Source organism: Halovivax ruber XH-70, assembly GCF_000328525.1.
Classification (GTDB): Archaea; Halobacteriota; Halobacteria; order Halobacteriales; family Natrialbaceae; genus Halovivax; species Halovivax ruber.
The window spans coordinates 2355524-2374784 of record NC_019964.1; the positions used below are offsets into that span (position 1 = coordinate 2355524).

General features: G+C 64.6%; 17 protein-coding genes. 10 read left to right on the forward strand and 7 right to left on the reverse strand.

Annotated elements, in window-relative coordinates:
- Positions 1–78 precede the first annotated feature (78 nt).
- The 3 genes from HALRU_RS11295 to HALRU_RS11305 form a co-directional block, all read right to left on the reverse strand.
- A complete protein-coding gene (locus HALRU_RS11295) occupies positions 79–738 on the reverse strand; it encodes a helix-turn-helix domain-containing protein (RefSeq protein ID WP_015301516.1) in 660 nt (219 codons plus the stop codon).
- A gap of 200 nt (positions 739–938) precedes the next feature.
- A complete protein-coding gene (locus HALRU_RS11300) occupies positions 939–1676 on the reverse strand; it encodes a hypothetical protein (RefSeq protein ID WP_148680518.1) in 738 nt (245 codons plus the stop codon).
- A 178-nt stretch (positions 1677–1854) separates the two neighbouring features.
- Positions 1855–2919 carry a glycosyltransferase family 4 protein gene (locus HALRU_RS11305; RefSeq protein WP_015301518.1) on the reverse strand — a complete coding sequence of 355 codons (1065 nt, stop codon included), beginning with the start codon at positions 2917–2919 and terminating at the stop codon, positions 1855–1857.
- 146 nt (positions 2920–3065) lie between these two features.
- Between HALRU_RS11305 and HALRU_RS11310 the strand changes: the two genes are divergently transcribed.
- The 3 genes from HALRU_RS11310 to HALRU_RS11320 all read left to right on the forward strand — a co-directional run bounded on the left by HALRU_RS11310 (position 3066) and on the right by HALRU_RS11320 (position 6899).
- Entirely contained in the window at positions 3066–4955 is a 1890-nt protein-coding gene (locus HALRU_RS11310) for a S9 family peptidase (RefSeq protein ID WP_015301519.1), read from the forward strand.
- 106 nt (positions 4956–5061) lie between these two features.
- On the forward strand, positions 5062–6048 hold the full coding sequence (locus HALRU_RS11315) for an ABC transporter ATP-binding protein (RefSeq protein ID WP_015301520.1): 987 nt from the start codon (positions 5062–5064) through the stop codon (positions 6046–6048).
- Complete coding sequence (locus tag HALRU_RS11320) at positions 6045–6899, forward strand: ABC transporter permease (protein ID WP_015301521.1); 855 nt, start codon at positions 6045–6047, stop codon at positions 6897–6899. The genes HALRU_RS11315 and HALRU_RS11320 overlap by 4 nt, the downstream gene beginning before the upstream one ends.
- A 28-nt stretch (positions 6900–6927) precedes the next feature.
- Here the strand turns inward: HALRU_RS11320 and HALRU_RS11325 are convergent, their stop codons facing one another.
- On the reverse strand, positions 6928–7989 hold the full coding sequence (locus tag HALRU_RS11325) for an NAD(P)-dependent glycerol-1-phosphate dehydrogenase (protein ID WP_015301522.1): 1062 nt from the start codon (positions 7987–7989) through the stop codon (positions 6928–6930).
- A gap of 531 nt (positions 7990–8520) precedes the next feature.
- Here HALRU_RS11325 and HALRU_RS11330 point away from each other — a divergent pair.
- Genes HALRU_RS11330 through HALRU_RS11355 form a run of 6 tightly spaced genes read left to right on the forward strand, consistent with a single transcriptional unit; the run spans position 8521 to position 14766 of the window.
- A complete protein-coding gene (locus HALRU_RS11330) occupies positions 8521–10056 on the forward strand; it encodes an ABC transporter substrate-binding protein (RefSeq protein WP_015301523.1) in 1536 nt (511 codons plus the stop codon).
- A gap of 30 nt (positions 10057–10086) precedes the next feature.
- Positions 10087–11034, forward strand: coding sequence for a nickel ABC transporter permease (gene nikB / locus HALRU_RS11335; RefSeq protein WP_015301524.1), 948 nt, complete (start codon positions 10087–10089; stop codon positions 11032–11034).
- Positions 11031–12002: a nickel transporter permease gene (gene nikC / locus HALRU_RS11340; RefSeq protein ID WP_015301525.1), complete on the forward strand. Its 972-nt coding sequence runs from the start codon at positions 11031–11033 to the stop codon at positions 12000–12002. Before nikB ends, nikC begins: the two co-directional genes overlap by 4 nt.
- 2 nt (positions 12003–12004) lie before the next feature.
- Positions 12005–13069 (forward strand): ABC transporter ATP-binding protein, encoded by a 1065-nt coding sequence (locus tag HALRU_RS11345; protein ID WP_015301526.1) that lies wholly within the window; start codon positions 12005–12007, stop codon positions 13067–13069.
- Positions 13066–14172, forward strand: a complete 1107-nt coding sequence (locus HALRU_RS11350) for an ABC transporter ATP-binding protein (RefSeq protein WP_015301527.1) — start codon at positions 13066–13068, stop codon at positions 14170–14172. Before HALRU_RS11345 ends, HALRU_RS11350 begins: the two co-directional genes overlap by 4 nt.
- A gap of 54 nt (positions 14173–14226) precedes the next feature.
- Complete coding sequence (locus HALRU_RS11355; protein ID WP_015301528.1) at positions 14227–14766, forward strand: hypothetical protein; 540 nt, start codon at positions 14227–14229, stop codon at positions 14764–14766.
- A 59-nt stretch (positions 14767–14825) separates the two neighbouring features.
- On the opposite strand, the gene HALRU_RS11360 is transcribed toward HALRU_RS11355, so the two are convergent.
- The 3 genes from HALRU_RS11360 to HALRU_RS11370 all read right to left on the reverse strand — a co-directional run bounded on the left by HALRU_RS11360 (position 14826) and on the right by HALRU_RS11370 (position 18502).
- Entirely contained in the window at positions 14826–16139 is a 1314-nt protein-coding gene (locus tag HALRU_RS11360) for a M28 family peptidase (protein ID WP_015301529.1), read from the reverse strand.
- Between the two features lie 308 nt (positions 16140–16447).
- Positions 16448–17725, reverse strand: coding sequence for an MFS transporter (locus HALRU_RS11365; protein WP_015301530.1), 1278 nt, complete (start codon positions 17723–17725; stop codon positions 16448–16450).
- 66 nt (positions 17726–17791) lie between these two features.
- Positions 17792–18502 (reverse strand): class I SAM-dependent methyltransferase, encoded by a 711-nt coding sequence (locus HALRU_RS11370; RefSeq protein ID WP_015301531.1) that lies wholly within the window; start codon positions 18500–18502, stop codon positions 17792–17794.
- Between the two features lie 113 nt (positions 18503–18615).
- Between HALRU_RS11370 and HALRU_RS11375 the strand changes: the two genes are divergently transcribed.
- Entirely contained in the window at positions 18616–19239 is a 624-nt protein-coding gene (locus HALRU_RS11375) for a phosphoribosyltransferase (protein WP_015301532.1), read from the forward strand.
- Positions 19240–19261 lie beyond the last annotated feature (22 nt).

The following is a 19261-nucleotide window of genomic DNA, read 5'->3' on the forward strand; positions in this document are numbered from 1 at the left end:
CGGATCGTCGACCGAGAGGGTGTCCGTAGTAGCTACTATTCATTTAAGACACCCCGTCGGTCGCCATGGTGTCGATGGTCACTCCTCACCCTCCTCGGTCAGCAGAAGTGCTTCGCGCAGGATCTGTTCCGTTCCCCGACGGATTCGATCCGAGGTCGCTTGCTGGGAAATCTCTAGCTCGTCGGCGAGGTCGTCCAGGCTCGTCCGACTGGGTGTGTCGAAGTAGCCCCGGCGCAGTCCGAGGAGGAGCGCGTCCCGCTGTTCATCCGAGAGTCCGTACTGGACGAGGCCCTCGGCGTCTTCGAGTTCGGTGTAGGTGCGAACGATCTCGATCGGCAAGTCGCGATCCGTGCAGAAGTCGCTAAATTGCGAGAGCGAGTCGTGGTCCGGGAACCGAACGCGAAAGTGCCAGCGCCCCTGCGCGCGACCCTCGAGGATAGTGCCGTCGGCTTCCGTGATACCGCGGATGAGGTCGTTGTGAGTCTCGTACCAGATCACGCGGTAGAGCGTGCTGTCGGCGACCCGATCGAGCGCGATGACGTCGTCGACGTACTCGTGACCGCGCACCTTCCGCTCGAACGCGTCGAAGTCGTCGCCGGTCACCCACAGGAAGGGCATCGCCGAGTCCCCCGTCGGGACGATCCGTTCGAGTTCGACGGACATCGGTGGTGATCCAGCCAGGACGCTGCCGAGCGTGAACGCCGTTTTGGCGATGGTGAACTCGAGAAAGACGCTCATGGGGTCCTTCGGCGTTCGGAGACCGTATGCTTTCGCACGCGTCCGATCGCCCGACTATTTTCCGTGCGTTACAGAACTCGATCGCCCTACCTGGGCCCAGGGGTGATACTGCACGACACTGTGTTCGTCTCTCCGCCGAACAGTACAGTCACTTCACGACGGGGTATGGTATCTGGTTCGACTTCACAGAGATCGGTCGCTCACTCGGATTCTGGCGTCGGTTCGTACGGGACGAACCACTTGGTGAACCATCCCTCGGACTGATCACGGCCCACCCGAAGAAGGGTGACGTCGACAGCCAGCTTCCCACCGATGGTCAGCGCACCAACGAGCGCTTGCGTGGCCGGAATATTTCCAGTTATGCGCGGGACGATCGTCACCATCGTCCCAACGAACAGAACGACGAACCAGAATACAACGGCACGGTTGGGAAGTTCCGCGACCATCGCCGCCGAGAACTGCTCGTATTGGCGCATTCCAAAGAACTCACGGCTGACAACTGCAGTGTGTGCGATCACCAATGCGATCCCCATTTCGAGAACCCCAGGTGTCGTTACAGGAGCGAATATCTCCTCGAGCGGTATCCCGTCCGGCGACGAGTCGAGGATGAACGATGGACTGGTGTTCTTGAAGAGATGCGTCCAGAAAACGAACCACATGACGATCACAGCCAGGAGATTCGTAGGGACGAACCGGAGATTGTGGAGGTGAATCGGTGGCAACCGGTCAGTCGGACGGACTGATCTCCGAGAACGTGGGAACGGTACCTGCTTCATGTGCATCCGGCCGTCTTTGTCCGCAACTCGTGACTCGACCTGTGCGAACGCCAGTAGCCCGAGATAGCAGAGGTACGTTCCTCCCGTTGCAATCCAGAAAACCAAGATGACCTCCGTAAGCGACCATCCGAAAAGAAAGCCAGCTGCCGGACAGACGTTCAATACGATAATCGCGACGAGCGTCAGGTGAAAATCGACCTCGCGATCAGTTCCCATCCCGCGTTAATTCTGTATACGTCCGCAATACCACTTACTATCGTATCGACGGGAAGTTGGGTTAGTTGGACGCAGTACCGGACGGTTATCTACCGATTCCTCGCTACGGTACCGAGTACAGTATTCACCCAAACAAGCCACTGCGCTCCTGAACCCGTTCGTAACAGTCCAGATATCGGTCGAGAACGGCCTCCCGGTCGAACTCGGCGAACGAGTCGTCGAAGTCGAGCGATTCCAGCTCCCCGGCGTCGACGATGGCGTCGGCGAGTTCCGACTCACTCGTGGTTCGAAAGCCGCGTTCGCGACCCTCGACGAGCTCGTGACCGGCTGAGTCGACGTGGTACTCGACGACGCCGACGCAGCCGCAGGCAAGCGCCCAGGCCAGTTCGGTGGGGAAGCGACAGTACTCGGCAGTCTGGGCGAAGACGTGGGACGCGCGGTAGATGGCGATGCGTTCGTCACGGTCGGCCTCGCCGACGAAGCGGATCCGATCGTCGATCCGGAGGTCGCCAGCCATCGACTCGTACTCCTCGCGCCATGGACCGTCGCCGATCACCGTCGCCGTCCAGTCGCGGTCGCGCAGTTCCGCGAGCGCGAGCATGACGCTCTCCAGATTGGCCCCCTCGTCGAGTCGGCGGGCGTAGACGACCTCCGCGGGTTCGCCGGGGTCAACCGCGCGAATTCGGTCGACGTCGATGGGGTTCGGGATCACGGTGACGTCGTCGCCGTCGGCCCCGCGTTCGCGCGCCCAGGTGCGAACCAGTTGCGAGGGCGTGACGATGGCGTCTGCGGCCCCGAGGGCGCGTTTGTAGTCCTTCTCGGCGCCGTCGCCGATGGAGCCGTCCCACTCCAGGACTACGGGTGTGCGCGAGAGTTTCGTCCCGAGACTCGCCGCGCCGACCTGCTTCGGCGGGTTCGCCCCGACGTGGATCACGTCGGCGCCGAGTTTCCGGATCGCGACCGGCAGTCGGACGAGGAAGGCTCGCCCGGAGTCGCGGTCGGGGGCGACGCCGTGGTAGGTGATTCCCTCCTCGGCGACGATATCGCGGTCGTCGGGCCACCAGCGGGCACAGAAGACGTGGACGTCGTGGCCGTCGTCCCGGAGGAGTTCGACCAGCGACTGGATCCGTTCGGTCGTCTCGCTACGGCGATGGTGGACGGTCCGAAACGAGACGACGCCGACGCGCATTATGCCCGGCCACGTAGAGATGGGGTATAAATGACACGGCATCCACCCGACTCGGGGACCGTCGCGAGCGCCCGCCACCGTTCGCGACGATGTTCGCGACCGCCGGAACCCGAAGGCATACGAGTCGTCGCGGTAACGCCACGGTCATGAGCTACGACATCGAACGCTACCTCAACATCCGGTCGGCCGGCGGGGCGTCGTTCGGCCCCGACGGCGAGCGACTCGCCTTCCTGATGGACACGACGGGGACGAGCCAGGTCTGGACGCTCGACGGGCCAGGCCAGTGGCCCGAGCAGCGAACGTTCTACGACGAGCGGGTCACGTTCGCCTCGTGGTCGCCGGAGCGACCCGAGTTGATTTTCGGGATGGACGAGGGTGGCAACGAACGCGCACAGCTCTACCGCCTCGACGCGGAGAGTGGCCGGATCGAGAACCTGACGGCCCGCCCGGACGCCAAACACCGCTGGGGCGGCTGGAGCCACGACGGCGAGCGATTTGCCTTCGCCTCCAACCGTCGCGACGAGGCCGTCTTCGACCTCTACGTCCAGGATCGCGCGGAGACTGGCGACGAGTCGACGATGGTTCACGAAGGTGACGGCTGGCTCTCGCTGGCCGGCTGGAGTCCCGACGACTCCCGGCTGCTCGTCTCCGAGGCCCAGTCCAGCTACGATCAGGACCTATCCGTGCTCGACCTCGAGACGGGCGAGCTCGATCACCTCACGCCCCACGAAGGCGACGTCCGCTACCAGTCACCCAGCTGGGCGCCCGACGGCGAGGGGATCTACCTCGTCACCGACCAGGAGACCGACACGCTCTCGCTCGCGTATCTGGATCTCGACGAGGGGATCGCAGCAGCCAAGGACGAAGCCGAAACGACGCCGCTCACCGTCGTCGACGACGGCGACGGCTGGAACGTCGACGGGATCGCACTCGACGACGAGTCCGGCCGGTTCGTCACCTCCCGCAACGTCGACGGCTACACGGAACTCACCGTCGGCGTGGTCGACGAGACGGACCCGACCGCGTTCGAGACGTTCCCGGATCCCGACCTGCCAGGCGGCATTTCCGGCGGCGTCTCCTTCGACCCCGACGCCGAGCGCTTCGCCATCACGGCGACCGGCGACACCACCAACGCGAACGTCTGGGTCGTCGGCGTCGAGACCGGCGAAGCGGAACGGTGGACCGACGCCCCGACTGCCGGGATTCCACGCGAGACGTTCGACGAATCCGACCTGGTCCGCGTCGAGAGCTTCGACGAACTCGAGGTACCCGGCTTTCTCACCTTGCCGAACGGTGAGGCGACTGCCGACGCGGACGGGACCGCGACCGAGCAGCGTGAGACCGATATGGCGAACGGCGCGCCGGTCATCGTCGACATCCACGGCGGGCCCGAGGGCCAGCGCCGACCTTCATTCTCCGGCGTCAAGCAGTACTTCCTGGATCGGGGCTACGCCTACTTCGAGCCGAACGTTCGCGGGTCGTCGGGCTACGGCACCGAGTACGCCAGTCTCGACGACGTCGAGAAGCGCATGGATTCGGTCGACGACGTTGCGGCCTGTGTCGACTGGTTGGCAGACCATCCCGCGATCGACGCCGATCGAATCGCCTGTATGGGCGGCTCCTACGGCGGATTCATGGTTCTCGCGTCGCTCACCGAGTATCCCGACCTGTGGGCCACCGGCGTGGACATCGTCGGCATCGCCAGCTTCGTCACCTTCCTCGAGAACACCGGTGACTGGCGACGATCGCTCCGCGAGGCGGAATACGGCTCGCTCGAAGACGATCGCGAGTTCCTCGAATCGATCTCTCCGCTCAATCACGTCGACGAGATCGAGGCGCCGCTGTTCGTCCTTCACGGCGAGAACGACCCCCGCGTCCCCGTCGGTGAGGCCGAACAGATCGTCGATGAGGCTCGCGACCACGGCGTGCCCACGCGTAAACTGATCTTCCCCGACGAGGGCCACGGCTTCAGCAAACTCGAAAATCGCATCGAGGCCTACTCCGAGATCGCCGAGTTCCTCGACGAGCACGTATAGTCCACGGCCGGAGTTGCAGTCGGAGAGCGGCGGGCGGTAATTCCCAAACGTGTAGCTGAACGTAAATGTACAGGTTATAAGGATCATCTTCGTCGTACTCACGAGCATGCCAGCGATCGAAACGGACGGCCTCACCAAGCGATTCGGTGCGGACGTCCTCGCCGTCGACGACCTCGACCTCACCGTCGAGGAGGGCGAAGTATTCGGCTTTCTGGGTCCGAACGGAGCCGGGAAGTCGACGACCATCAACGTCCTGCTGGACTTCGTGCGCCCGACGGCGGGCAACGCACGGGTCCTCGGACTGGACGCACAGGCCGACGCCGCCGCGATTCGTGAGCGGATCGGCGTCCTCCCCGAAGGTGCGGAGCTGTACGATCGGCTGACCGGCCGAGAGCACCTGGAGTGGATCGCACGAACGAACGGCCTCCAGGGGACGGTCGACTACGAGGCGACGCTCGATCGGGTTGGGCTCACCGCCGAAGAAGCCGCCCGCCCGGTCGGTGGGTATTCGAAGGGGATGGCTCAGCGACTCGCGTTCGGGATGGCGATCCTCGGCGAGCCAGACTTACTGCTCCTCGACGAACCATCCTCCGGGCTCGATCCGACCGGTATGCAGGAGATGCGGACGATCATCCGCGAGGAGGCCGACCGCGGTGCGACCGTCTTTTTCTCGAGTCACATCCTCGGCGAGGTCGAGGCCGTCTGTGACCGGCTCGGAATCATGAACGAGGGGCGCCTCGTGGCGACGGGGACGATCGACGCCCTGCGCGACGAACTCGACCTCGACGCCTCGGTCTCGATCGAGGTCGACAGCGTGCCGACCGACCGCGGCCTCGAGTCGGTCGACGGCGTCCGCGCGGTCGAGACCGACGGAACGACGCTCACGATCTCGGTGGACGATCCGACCAAGAAAATCGACGCGATTCGCCACATCGACGAGCGTGCTACCGTGCTCGACGTCCGCTCGACGGACACCTCACTCGAACAGCTGTTCAACACCTACACCGGAAACGGTGAAAACGAGCGAGATCCATCGGCGGCCGAAGTCGCTGGCGGCGAGGCCGCCGAGACGGCGGCGGAGGTGGGCCGATGAGCGTCGCCGACGTCGTGTCCAAGGACATCCTCGACGTCCGCCGGGCGAAGATCATCTGGGCGGTCGCCGGCCTCTACACGCTCGTGACCGCGGTCTTCGTCTACTGGGGGACGGAAGCCCGGCCACCTGAAGGCTGGTCGGGCGTCTACATGGCGCTGTGGAACTTCGCCTTCGTCGGGGCGCTGTTCGTCCCCGCGATCGCCCTCGTCGCCGCCTACCTCGCCATCGCCGGGGAGCGCGAGTCGGGCAGTATCAAGTATCTCCTCTCGACGCCGATCCGCCGGCGAGACGTCGTCCTCGGGAAGTACGTCTCCCGTGGGGCGGTCGTCGCCGTCTCGCTGATCGTCGCGTTCGTCGTCGCCGCTGTCCTCTCGCTGCTCTGGTTCGACGAGTTCCCCGCCGGCGTCTTCGTCGGCCTGTCGGTGCTCACGATCGTCTTCGCGCTCGCCTACGTCGCGATCGCGATCACCGTCTCCGCGATGACGGCCAGCCGGTCGCGGGCGATGGGCGGTGCCCTGGCCGTCTACTTCGTGACGAACCTGCTGATCCTGTTCGGCCAGCTCTCGATCCTCGGCGCACTGCAGTACGTGCTGAACGACCTCCTCGGGCTCGGTGTCGGGGACGAGCCGATCCAGTTCGTCGGGATGGTGCTCAGTCCGACGCAAGCGTATCTGGCCTCGACCACGCTCGCGTTCCCCAACGACCTCGTCGCTGCCATGCCCACGGCCGGCGACCCCGCCGACCTGGTGTGGTACCTCCAGCCCGAGACCGCCCTCGCGATCCTGCTGGCCTGGACGGTCCTGCCGCTGGCGCTTGGCATCTGGCGATTCGAACGGGCGGATCTGGGGTAACGAACTGGCCGATTCTCGATCCGAAACGCTACCCGATAACGCCGGTCTCCTTCGCGACCTCGCGCGCCGCACCCTCGTCCATCCCGTCGCCGAGGATGGTGTAGCGATCGCGGATCTCGTGACACGTCGTGAGCGACTCGATGACCGTCTCGTCGTCGATACCCAGTTCGTCGGCGGTGGTGGGCGCGTCGATGCTCTCCAGGGCGTTCCGGATGTCGAGCCAGAATCCCTTCTCCCCGCCGTGAAGGTAGGCGGTCATGATCGACCCGACGCCGACCTGGTGACCGTGCAGCGCCGCGCCGGGCGCCAGGCGGTCGAGCTGATGGGAGAAGAGGTGCTCGGCGCCGCTCGCGGGCCGGGAGGAGTCGGCGATGGACATCGCGACGCCGGAGGAGACGAGCGCTTTCGTGACGATCCAGGACGCCTCCTCGAGACCGGGTCGAACGGAGTCGGCGTTTTCGACGAGGATTTCGGCGGTCATCTCCGAGAGCGCGCCGGCGAAGCCCGAGTACTCGACGTTCTTCAACCGGTGGGCCAGGCGCCAGTCCATCACCGCGGTGTAGTTCGAGATGATGTCGGCACAGCCGGCGGTCGTGAGTCGCCACGGCGCCTCCGCCAGGATCGCCGTGTCGGCGACGACGGCCAGCGGCGGCTCCGCGGCGACGCTGTGGCGGGTGTCACCGTCGGGAACCGAGCCGCGATTGGAGACGATCCCGTCGTGACTCGCCGCGGTCGGCACCGACAAAAATCCGATCTCACAGTGGTGGCTCGCCATCTTCGCGATGTCGATGGCTTTCCCGCCGCCGACGCCGATCAGGTAGTCCGCTTCCTCGGCCTCGACGGTGTCGATCACTCGCTCGACCGCGTCGAACGAGGCCGTGTCGACGGTTACCATCGCGGGCTCGACACCTGACTCCCGGAAGTCGGCGACGATCGGGTCGGCCGCGACCTCCCGCGGCGTCGGACTCGTAACCAGCAACGGCGTCCCGTCGAGGTGGAGATCGGCGACGACGGGGACGACCTCGTCGAGTACACCGTGGCCCACCACGACGTTGCGCGGCAGACGGATCCACGACGACTTCTCGAACATACCGCCACAGAGTAACTGACGGAGTATACGTGTTTCCCGTTCGGACGGGGTGACGGTTCGATGGATCGACGTTTCCGTTCGAACGGGGCGCCGATTCGACGGGCCAGCGAGCGCCCCAGCACCGACGCGACAGCATCGATCGCCTATTGTATTGAACGATTTTTAGATAGTTATAAAATTTATGCCCACAAAACAGGATAGACCGTCGATTCATCGATGCGAACGGGATCAGTGATAAGTTACTCAGTCCCACGGGCGCTAGGCGCCTGTTTCCGACAGTACATTCCCGTATTAATCGACGTCGGGAACACAGACCTTGTGATCGAATAGATTCGGTCCCGTCTCGTTTCGACATTGTGGAGGGACATGCCAGATTACCACACACCAGGCAGGATCCGGGAACGTCTCGGTCGGTACTCACCGTGTACGCGCCGAACGCTGACTTGGAAATCTTAACCACACATTATAAAAACAGGGTAACGTTTATGAAGGGTTGCTCGATACGGACCTTCATCACCAAAGTGATCCCTGATGGCAGGTAACAAACTAAACCGTCGCACTGTGTTGAAGTCGGCTGCAGCCGTCGGCGCACTGTCGATCGCCGGCTGTGCCGAAAACACGAGCGGGAACAGTTCGGGCGTAACGATCGCTCTCAACACCGATCCGACCGCCGAAGTCTGGAACAGCCACGGCGGCATCACGCCCTACTGGACGAACGTCATGGAGCCACTGGTCTGGGTAAACCAGGAGATGGACACCGAGCCGTGGCTCGCGACGGACTGGGAACAGACGGGCGAGACGACGTGGGAGTTTGACATCCGCGAAGGCGTCTCGTTCCACAATGGCGACGAGTTGACCGCCGACCACGTCGTGTACTCGTTCGAGACGCTGCTCGAGGAACTCGCCTACGCACCCGGTTGGCTCCGTCTAGAAGGGCCGGAGAGCATCGTCGCCGTCGACGAGTACACGGTCGAGTTCACCACCACCGAGCCGTTCTCGGTGTTCCCCGGGAACATCGCCCACAACATGGTGTGCATCCAGCATCCGGATCGAAACCCCGACGAAAGCCGGGTTATCGGTACTGGACCGTACCAGGTCGACGAAGTCGTCGCACAGCAGGAAGTCGTCACGTCGGCGTTCGACGACTACTGGAACGACAGCGGGAAGGTCGACGAACTGGTCTTCGAGGTCATCGAAGACCCCAACACGCGATCGCTCTCACTCGAGAACGACGAGATCGACATCGGTATGTCACCGCCGCGAAGTCAGATCGAGTCACTCGAGAACAACGACGACGTCGAGGTCGCCCGACAGGAGACGGCCGGGTCCTGCTACGGTGGGTTCAACCTCTACGACGCCCCGACCGACGATCCGGTGCTCCGTCAGGCGTTGAATCACGCCGTCGACCAGCAGCTGATCGTCGACACGATCCTGGAGAACGTCGGCTCTGCCGCCCGCGTTCCGATCTCACCGACGATCTACTGGTCGGCTCACGACCAGGTCGATCCCTACGAGTACGACGAGGACACGGCGAGTTCGCTCGTCGAGGAATCGGACTACGACGGCGAAACGCTCACCATCGTCGTGCCCAACGATCTCGTCAACGGCCGGGACATCGCCCAGGTCTTGCTGGATAGCTTCACCAGTGCCGGCGTCGAGGCCGAGATTCAGATGGCCGAACGGGCGCAGTACTCCGAACTGGTGCGAGATGGTGACGGCCACCTCTTCGTCGACACCAGCGGGTCGAACTCCGGGGCTGCCGACTACGTCATCTACGACTCGTTCCACTCCGATGGCGACGTCAACCAGCGCCGATACCGGAACGAGGAGACCGGCGTCCAGAACCTCGGCGGCGAGGTGGACACGCTGATCGAAGACGGCCTGCAAGCCACGGAAAGCGCGGTAAAGGAAGAGAAGTACGTCCAGGCCCAAGAGCGGATGAAAGAACAGGCCGTGACCGTCCCGGTCTATTACGACGAGTTCGTCGCCGCGTACCAGTCCGGGCTCGAGGGAGTCTCGTTCTCCCCGATTCCGGAGTTTACGAGCTGGACGTCGCTGGAAAAGTGACCACGACCGATTCGACATCGCACACAATCTATGTGGAAATACATCGTTCGACGGATTATTTCGGGACTGGCCGTCCTGCTCGGCGTCTCGGTCCTGACGTTTTCGCTGACGTTCTTTACGCCGGGCGACCCGGCGCGGACGATCCTGCGCAAACAAATGGGCGGCCGATCGCCATCACAGGCGGCGATCGAGCGGTTCAGAGAAACGAACGGACTGAACGACCCGATCCCCGTACAGTACGTAAACTGGGTTACCGACGTGATGCAGGGGGATCTCGGCGTGTCGTACCACTCGGAGACGGCCGTGACGACGTTGATCCAGCAGAACCTCATGCCGACGGTCGAACTCGCCGTCGCGGGGTTGGCCGTCGCGCTCGTCGTGGCGATCCCGACCGGCGTCATCAGCGCCGTCCACAAGGGCGGTCGCTTAGACTACGGAAGTCAGGTGCTCGCCCTCCTCGGCCTCTCGATGCCGAACTTCTGGCTGGGCTACCTGCTCATGCTCGTCTTCGCGGTCCAGCTGGGCGTCCTGCCGACCCACGGGTTCGGAACGTTCGGACACCTGGTCCTGCCGGCCGTCACCCTCGGAACGGGGATGGCCGCCGTCATCACCAGACTGCTTCGGTCGTCGATGCTGGAGGTATTAGACGAGGAGTACATCCAGACGGCGCGATCGAAGGGACTCAAAGAGCGGATCGTCGTCTACAAGCACACGCTCAGAAACGCGCTCATCCCGGTCATCACGATCGTCGGGCTCCAGTTCGGCTATCTGCTGAACGGCGCCGTGATCATCGAGATGGTCTTTCAGCGACCGGGGCTGGGCAGTCTCCTGATCGACGCCATCTTCGCCAGGAACTACCCCGTCGTCCAGGGGCTCGTCCTGATCGTCGCCGTCGTCTTCGTCGTGACGAACCTGCTCGTCGACATCACCTACCGGTACGTCGATCCGCGCATCTCGCTCGGAGGTGGCAGTGAATGACCGACGAGACTTCCGTCGGCGACCGGGTCAAATCGATCGGCGACCGGCTCCGATCTGCCGGCGTTCAGGCCAGATCGAAACTCGGAGAGACCAGATCCCGACTCGTCGCCGCCTACCACTCGCGTCCAGTCCGACAGTTCCGGTCGAACACGCTCAACGTGATCGGCCTGGTGATCGTCCTGACGCTGATCCTGACGGCGATCTTCGCGCCGATGCTCGCCCCACACGATCCCGAGGAACAGAACCTCCGAGATCGACTGGAAGGGCCGTCCGCAGAACATCCGCTCGGCACCGACCAGCTCGGGCAGGACGTCCTCTCACGACTCATCTTCGGCGCACGCGTCTCACTGAAGATCGGCGTGGCCGTCGTTGGGATCTCGCTCGCCATCGGGACGGCTGTCGGGGTAACTGCGGGGTACGCCGGCGGGTACGTTGACGAAGGGCTCATGCGTCTGGTCGACGTCTTACTGGCGTTTCCCGGCCTCCTCCTCGCGCTTGTCATCGCGGGGATACTGGGGCCGAGTCTGACGAACATCATGATCGCGCTGGCGATCGTCGGCTGGACGAGTTACGCGCGCGTCGTCCGCGGCAGCGTGTTGTCCGTCAAAGAAGAGGAGTACGTCAAAGCGAGCCAGCTCATGGGGACGGGCCGACTCCGGATCGTGGGTCGCCACGTCCTCCCGAACGTGATGGGGCCGGTCGTCGTCCTCGCGACGCTGGACATGGCCACGGTCATCCTCTCGACTGCCGGCCTCTCGTTCCTGGGACTCGGCGCACAACCGCCGACCCCCGAGTGGGGGACGATGATCTCCGAGGGACGTGACTACCTCCGGTCGGCCTGGTGGGTCGTCAACTTCCCCGGGCTCGCCATCATGTTCGCCGTCCTCGGGTTCAACCTGCTCGGTGACGGCCTGCGAGACGTACTCGACCCGCGCGAGGAAGAATCCGTCCAGAACAAGGGACTCTAACCATGACCGAACCACTACTCTCCGTCGAGAACCTGCACACGCACTTCGAGACCCACGACCGAACCGTCCACGCCGTCAACGGCGTCTCGTTCGACATCGAGCCGGGGGAAGTCGTCGGCATCGTCGGCGAGAGCGGGAGTGGCAAGTCCGTCACTGCCCGTTCGATCATGCGGCTCGAAGAGCCAGGGAAGATCGCGAACGGCTCGATCCGGTACCGTGGCGAAGAGTTGACCGAAGCGACAGACGAGACGATTCGTCGCCTGCGAGGCCAGGATATGTCCATGGTCTTCCAGGACCCGATGACGACGCTCAACCCGGTCTTTACCGTCAGCGAACAGATCGTCGAGTCGCTGAAGGTCCACGACAATCCCGATCATCAGCCACTGCGCGAGTACCTGCGAATCCCGTTTCTCCACGACCGTACCGATTGGGCCGACAAACGCGACCGAGTCGTCGAACTCATGTCAGAGGTGGGCATCCCGAACCCCGAAGAACGACTCGACGCGTACCCACACGAGTTCTCCGGCGGCATGCGACAGCGAGCCATGCTCGCCATCGCGCTGGCGAGCGAGCCGGACCTCCTGATCGCCGACGAACCGACGACCGCCCTCGACGTCACGATCCAGGCCCAGATCCTGCAGATTCTGTCCGACCTCCGCGCCAGCCGGGACATGTCCGTGATGTTGATCACGCACGACATCGGCGTCGTCTCCGAAGTCTGCGACCGCGTCATCGTGATGTACGGCGGGCAGGTGATGGAGACCGGGACGACCGACCAGATCCTGACCCAACCCCGCCACCCGTACACGCAGGCGCTGCTCGATTGTATGCCCCAGCAGACGGAACGCAAAGAGCACCTGGCGACGATCGAGGGACAGGTGCCGGATCAACTCGGCGATATCGAGGGCTGTCCCTTCGCCTCGCGCTGTGCGTACGCCGACGCTGCGTGCCAGTCGGCTCCGATGCCGGTCTGTGACTGCGGCGACGGACAAGAGGCGGCGTGCTGCGCACTCGACCGCGTTCCGGACCCGACCCGGGAGGCGGTCGGCGTGGAGGGATCGCGATGAGCGTCGATCGTCCCGGAAACGCGACGGCAGGTGGCAGTGCCGCTGAAGCTGATGACGCGACCGACGCACGACTGAACGAAGCCGGTTCGACCGCCCGGGAACCCGTCATCGAACTCGAGCACGTCTCGAAATCGTTCGCGATGAACGACTCACTGCTCGACCGACTGCTCGGCAACACGACCAGCCTCGCCGCCGTCTCGAACGTCTCGCTCTCGGTTCATCGCGGTGAGACGCTGGGCGTCGTCGGCGAGAGCGGGAGCGGCAAGTCGACGCTCGCGAACCTCGTCACCGGACTGTACACGCCGACCGAGGGAGTCATCTCGCTCGACGGGACCCCCGTCGGCGGGGCGACCGACCGCCCAGCAGACCTGCTCGCGGACGTGGGTGTCGTCTTCCAGAACGCGAGTTCGAGCATCAATCCCCGAATGACGGTCGGCGACGCCATCGCCGAACCCCTCATCACGCAGGGGTGGTCGGCCGACGACTGCGAGGAGCGAATCGCCGAACTGCTAGAGCTCGTCGAACTCTCCGAGCACCATCTCGATCGATACACGCACGAGCTCTCGGGCGGCCAGGCCCAGCGCGTCTCCATCGCACGGGCGATCGCCACCGAGCCGAGCGTCCTCGTCCTCGACGAGCCGGTCTCCGCGCTGGACGTCTCCGTCAAGGGGAGTATCCTCAACCTCCTCATGCGGATCCAGGACGAACTCGACCTCACCTACCTCCTCATCAGTCACGACCTGAGCGCCGTCAAGCACGTCGCCGACCGCATCGCCGTCATGTACGTCGGCGAGTTGATGGAGGTCGGGCCGGCCGAGGAGCTGTTCGAACGACCCGCTCACCCCTACACGGAGGCCTTGCTCGCGGCGATTCCGAACGTGGATCCAGCCTCGACCATCGAGGATACGTTCGTCCTCGAGGGCGAGGTCCCGAGCCCGGTCGACCCGCCGTCGGGCTGTGTCTTCCACACCCGCTGTCCGATGGCGGAAGAAACGTGTCGGACGACCGTCCCCGACCAGATCGAAGTCGGGGACGGGTGGTCGCGGTGTCACTTCGCCGAATCGGTCGCTGACGACGAGGAGGTCACCGATGCGTGGCAGTGACTCGCCGATCGAATCCGAAAGGCATCTCCGACCGAGCGGTGACGAGGAGAACCAATGACCGCCGACGAACCGTCAGGTCCTGACCAGTCGACGCCAGATCGGTCCGCTGTCAGCGACGAACTCGACGTCCCCGACGAGCCGCCGGATCCAGCCGAGATGTCGCACGTTCTCCCCGACGAGAAGCTCGCCTATCCCGACTTCACGTTCGAGGACGGAGCCGTCGAGGCCGACGGCACCTTCGACCTGGAAACCGCGCTCGACCGCGAGGAGATGCGCGAGTGGCTCACAGAGCTCCGAGGCGGACTCGCCAGCCACGACGTCGGCGTCTCGGCCCCGGAGGGAACGGCGATCTTCGGCGTCGGAGGCGGCGACGTCTCCGTTTCGTTCGACCCGGACGAGTCCCACCGCGGCCGCCTCGAGTTCACTTTCTCCATCGACGCGAAGCTGATGACGTGTTCGGACGATTCCGACGTCCGCGTCGCTGGCTCGCGCGGCGGCGAGGGCTTCATCCCGCTCGACATGCTGGTCGAGGATCGGGGACCGCAGACCTACCGCTGTTACAACTGGATCGACGAGCCGACCGAGCGCGAATAAGCCGTCCTCCTGGTCGAGCCGGACGACGACCGTCCAACTGACCACGCCCGTGCTCCGACTCAGGCGTACGGCCACTCCCCGACGATCTTCATCCCCTCCGCGCGCCCCTCCGCCTCGAACGAGGCCGCCACGTCGGCGCGCTCGCGGTGGGGAATGGTCGTCTCAGTCCGAGCCAGGTCGGCGACCAGCTCGGTCAGAAAGATGGCCTGTTCTCGAAGATTTCGGACGTCGAGCTTGTCGAAGGTGTCGGCCGACGTGTGGCCGTAGCCGCGACCGTTCGAGTCCCGGACGCCGGAGACGAAGTAGCCGGGGACCCCCTCGCGGACGAGGGGCCACTGGTCGCCGCGGAATCCTTCCTTCGGGATGATGCTAACGGGGTGGTCGTATCGATCGGCCACCCGCGAGACGGCCGCCTCGAGCTCGTCGAAGGTGTGAGTGAAAAACTGGAGGGTCCGACCACGGACGACGCCGTCGAGGTTGACGACCGCCTTTACAGACCTCGGATCACAACCCTCGGCGTGATAGAACGAGCCGCAGAGACCGACCTCTTCCGACCCGAAACCGACGAACTCGACCCGGGTGTCGAGGGGAGTCTCGCGGGTTGCAAGCGCCCGCGCGATCTCGACCAGCATCGCCGTGCCGGCACCATCGTCCATCGCCCCCTCACCGATGTCGTGACCGTCGAGGTGGGCCGTCACCAGAACGCGTTCGTCGGTCTCCGGACCGAGTTCGGCGTGGACGTTCTGGCTCGTCGTGTCGTGAATGTCGGCGTCGACGGACAGGCGAAGGACTTCACCGTCGAATCGCCGACCGAGCGCGGCGCCCACTTCCATGCTCACGCCGACGGCCGGAATCTCGCCGATCGGGTGGTCAGGTCGCCCGACGGATCCCGTCGGTGGAAGTTGCCCGTCGACGTGGTTGCGGAAGACGAATCCGTCTGCGCCGGCCTCGACGGCGTAGTAATACTTCTCACGTCGATGGATCAACCGATCGTGGTAACTCGGGACGTTCGACGCGGCCATGACGATCTTTCCCTCCACGTCGGCGGAGGCGAAGTCCGCCGAAAGCCCATATCCCAGATCGACGAACTCGGCGTCGACCTGTCCGGTGGAGCTACGGGGTAACGCGATCGAGTCGTACGATGAACCAGAATCGGGGTGGGAAACGCCGCTGTCACCACGGGTCCAGCCCTGCAACTCGAACGTCTCGAGGCGGGCGTTTCGGGCGCCGACGTCGGATAACACGTTTCGTGTGGCCTCAGCGCCAGCTCGCTCGCCGTCGCTGCCGGCCATTCGGTGATCGAGATCGACCAACGTCTGGAGGTGCTCCCAGCCGACGGTGCTACAGAATGTCTCACTAATCCAGTCGGTCATCACCCGAGACAGGGGCGACGGTACCATCAGTCTATGGTACCCGGTGACGCGTGCCGGCGGACGATACCTCCGCGAACACGGCCTACCGATCTGTAAGCTGGCTGCATCGGTGAACCGACTATAACGGACACAGCTCCCGGTTCGGAGTTCGTCGGCGACTCAGGAGGTGTCGACGGTGAACGCGATCCCCCTCGAGCGCCGATAGGCTACGGGCGGAAGATCCGTGATCGCAGTCGTCGTGATGGTCGTGATCGGAGCCCGTAAGGTGTTCACGTTCCAGTTCGGTTCATATCCTGAAACCCCACGTATCAATCCGCCGCAGAGACACTCGAAGACGGTTCGACAGGCGACTCCCAGAGCAAGATTGCGAGTGAGCCGACGACGAGCACACCCCCGGCGAGCGAGAGGGTGTAGACGGGCGAAACGCTGTCAGAGAGGACGCCGCTGCCGAGCTGGAACGGAATCACCGTGAGCGCGCTGACCATCGCCATCGCGCTCAGGACGGTCGCTCGACCGAGCGTCTCGACGCGGTCGTTGACGTACTGCCCGGCGAGGACGCGCGTCGGTTCGACGATTCCCCAGCCGACGAACAGGGCGACGAACGCGAGCGCCGGAACGAACGCCATCGCGACGAGGAGCACCCCCACCAGCAGCGGGGCCCCGACGAACCAGCGAGACAGGCCGATGCGTTCCCGGAGGAATCCGATCCGGTAGCTCACGGCCGCCGAGGCGAGGTTCATCGCGGCGTAGAACCCGCCGAGCAGCGTCTCGACGTTGTCGGGCGCGACGGCGAGTTCGTACGCCCCGAAGCCGGGAATCGGAACCGACAGGACGACGTCGACGCCGAGGTCGACCATGGTCGATTCGAATGCCGGCTGGAGGAAGATGAACACGAGGTACGTGACGGCCGAGAAGAGCACGTAGTAGTAGATGATGAACGAACGCAGTCGGCGTTGTCCAAGCGCCTCGCGAACGACGTCCCAGGCCTCTCGCAACCCGAGCTCGCTCGACCCACTCTCCTCGTAGGTCTCCGGTTCGTCCAGCGTGAGGATGACGAGCGTGCCGACACCGGTGAACATCGCTGCGGCGAGGAACGGATACGCGAGGTCGATCCCACCGAGATAGCCGCCGACCAGCGACGCACCGACGCCGGCGGCCAGTGCGATCGACTGTCCGCGGCCGCGGACGCGCGTGAAGGCGTCTGTGTCGTCGCTATCCGCGAGCGTCTCGTACACCCACGCATCCTCCGTCCCCGACCGGAAGTTGTAGCCCGTCGACCAGACGATAAAGAGGACGGCGAAGGCGATGGCCGAACTCGCGAGCGCGATGGCGACCAACGTCGCGGTGATCGTGGCGCTCCCGACCAGCAGACTGTTTCGCCGGCCGATCCGATCGCCGACGTACCCCGTCGGGATCTCGCCCACCACCGTCGCCACGTTGTACAGCGCCTCGAAGATCACGATGTGAGTGAATGAAAGACCCAGCGAGAGGAAGTACAGATACATAATCGGTCGATAGAACTCGACCGCCTCGGTCGCCTTGTAGAAGTAATATTTCACCACCGCCACGTCACGGACCATGACCATACGCCGCAACGTCGTGAGAAAAGGGTTCGGGATGCGGAAGCGGTCGCGTCGGTTCCCCGCCGCCGGTCATCCGTCGTCGACGCGGCGCAACGTCCCTCGAACGATCGGCGCGGCTGGATAGAGCCGAACGTCCGTCCGGACGAACTCGGTCAGTTCGAAGCGGTCGTCGGCGTCGAACCGATCGACGGTGTCACGATCGAGATGACAACCGCCGGCGACGCGTTTCCACACCGGCGTCAGGCCCTCCTGAAGACGCCGGTAGTACCCCGTCCCGCCGACGTGTTCCAGAAAGCGGAACTCGCCGTTCGGCCGGAGGACGCGGGCGACCTCGTCGAGCGCCACACCCGGCTCGGCGATCGAACAGAACACGAGCGACGAGATGACGACGTCCACGCTATCGTCTGCGAAGGGAAGCGTCTCGGCCCTGGCGTCGTGGAACTCGACGGGAAGCCCCAGCTCCGTAGCGCGCGAGCGAGCGCGGCGGCGCATCGTCCGATCGGGCTCGACCGCGTGATACTCGACCGCATCGGTGGGAGCGTCCGCCCCGACGACTGATTCCCGTGCGGGTCCCGCTTGCCCCGCACCGGTCGCTTCGACTACGAAGGGAAACATCGCGCCGTCACCCGCACCGACGTCGACGACCCGGCCCGTGAGCTCCCGGGCGATTTCCCGACGCTGTGGCCCGAGCGTTCGGCGGTCGATCGGATCGAACACCCGGTAGAGCCGCGAGAAAAGCGGGTGATCCAGCTCGTCCGTCCCGGAGCGATCACTGGCCATCCCGTGGCTGTACGCGGTCTCGCCCCGAGTTTGTTTGGGTGGCCGATCGTGGCGTGGTTCGTCGACCGACGGGCCAAGGACCAAGGTGAACGGTGGAGAAGCGTTCCCTAGCCATGTTCGACGATCGAACGGACGCGGGCGAGCGCCTCGCGGCCGAACTCGACCGCCGCGGCGTCGACGCCGACCTCGTCCTCGGCATCCCCCGCGGAGCGCTTCCCGTCGCTCGACCCGTCGCCGACGCACTCGACGCGGACCTGGACGTCGTCGTCGCCTCGAAGATCGGGGCACCCGGAAATCCGGAACTGGCCATCGGCGCCGCGGCGAGCGACGGCGCCGTCTGGCGCAACGAGGGGCTCATCGACCGGATCGGCGTCCCACAGGATCACATCGAGCGCGAGCGCGAGGTCGAGGTCGAGGCGGCCCGCACCAAACTCGAACGCTATCGCGGCACGAGCGAGCTTCCAGAAATCGAGGGAAAACACGTCGTGGTCGTCGACGACGGCGTCGCGACGGGCGCGACCGCCCGCGCCTGCCTCAGACAGGTCCGCGAGAAAGATCCCGCCTCCCTCACCCTCGCCGTGCCCATCTCTTCGCCGGATTCCGCCGCCGACCTCCGGGCCGAAGCCGACGAGGTGATCGCCCTGGAGACGCCCGCCACGTTTCGCGCTGTCGGCCAGTTCTACCGGCAGTTCGGCCAGGTGAGCGACGAAGAGTCGATGACGTATCTGGACCGATGATGGATCGGTAACAGCCTGTTCC

Coding starts and splice junctions, on each gene's coding strand:
- HALRU_RS11350 (WP_015301527.1), top strand. CDS start 13,066: ATGAGCGTCGATCGTCCCGGAAACGCGACGGCAGGTGGCAGTGCCGCT.
- HALRU_RS11310 (WP_015301519.1), top strand. CDS start 3,066: ATGAGCTACGACATCGAACGCTACCTCAACATCCGGTCGGCCGGCGGG.
- nikB (WP_015301524.1), top strand. CDS start 10,087: ATGTGGAAATACATCGTTCGACGGATTATTTCGGGACTGGCCGTCCTG.
- HALRU_RS11320 (WP_015301521.1), top strand. CDS start 6,045: ATGAGCGTCGCCGACGTCGTGTCCAAGGACATCCTCGACGTCCGCCGG.
- HALRU_RS11370 (WP_015301531.1), bottom strand. CDS start 18,502: ATGGCCAGTGATCGCTCCGGGACGGACGAGCTGGATCACCCGCTTTTC.
- HALRU_RS11305 (WP_015301518.1), bottom strand. CDS start 2,919: ATGCGCGTCGGCGTCGTCTCGTTTCGGACCGTCCACCATCGCCGTAGC.
- HALRU_RS11360 (WP_015301529.1), bottom strand. CDS start 16,139: ATGACCGACTGGATTAGTGAGACATTCTGTAGCACCGTCGGCTGGGAG.
- HALRU_RS11355 (WP_015301528.1), top strand. CDS start 14,227: ATGACCGCCGACGAACCGTCAGGTCCTGACCAGTCGACGCCAGATCGG.
- HALRU_RS11295 (WP_015301516.1), bottom strand. CDS start 738: ATGAGCGTCTTTCTCGAGTTCACCATCGCCAAAACGGCGTTCACGCTC.
- HALRU_RS11365 (WP_015301530.1), bottom strand. CDS start 17,725: ATGGTCATGGTCCGTGACGTGGCGGTGGTGAAATATTACTTCTACAAG.
- HALRU_RS11375 (WP_015301532.1), top strand. CDS start 18,616: ATGTTCGACGATCGAACGGACGCGGGCGAGCGCCTCGCGGCCGAACTC.
- HALRU_RS11330 (WP_015301523.1), top strand. CDS start 8,521: ATGGCAGGTAACAAACTAAACCGTCGCACTGTGTTGAAGTCGGCTGCA.
- HALRU_RS11345 (WP_015301526.1), top strand. CDS start 12,005: ATGACCGAACCACTACTCTCCGTCGAGAACCTGCACACGCACTTCGAG.
- HALRU_RS11325 (WP_015301522.1), bottom strand. CDS start 7,989: ATGTTCGAGAAGTCGTCGTGGATCCGTCTGCCGCGCAACGTCGTGGTG.
- HALRU_RS11315 (WP_015301520.1), top strand. CDS start 5,062: ATGCCAGCGATCGAAACGGACGGCCTCACCAAGCGATTCGGTGCGGAC.
- nikC (WP_015301525.1), top strand. CDS start 11,031: ATGACCGACGAGACTTCCGTCGGCGACCGGGTCAAATCGATCGGCGAC.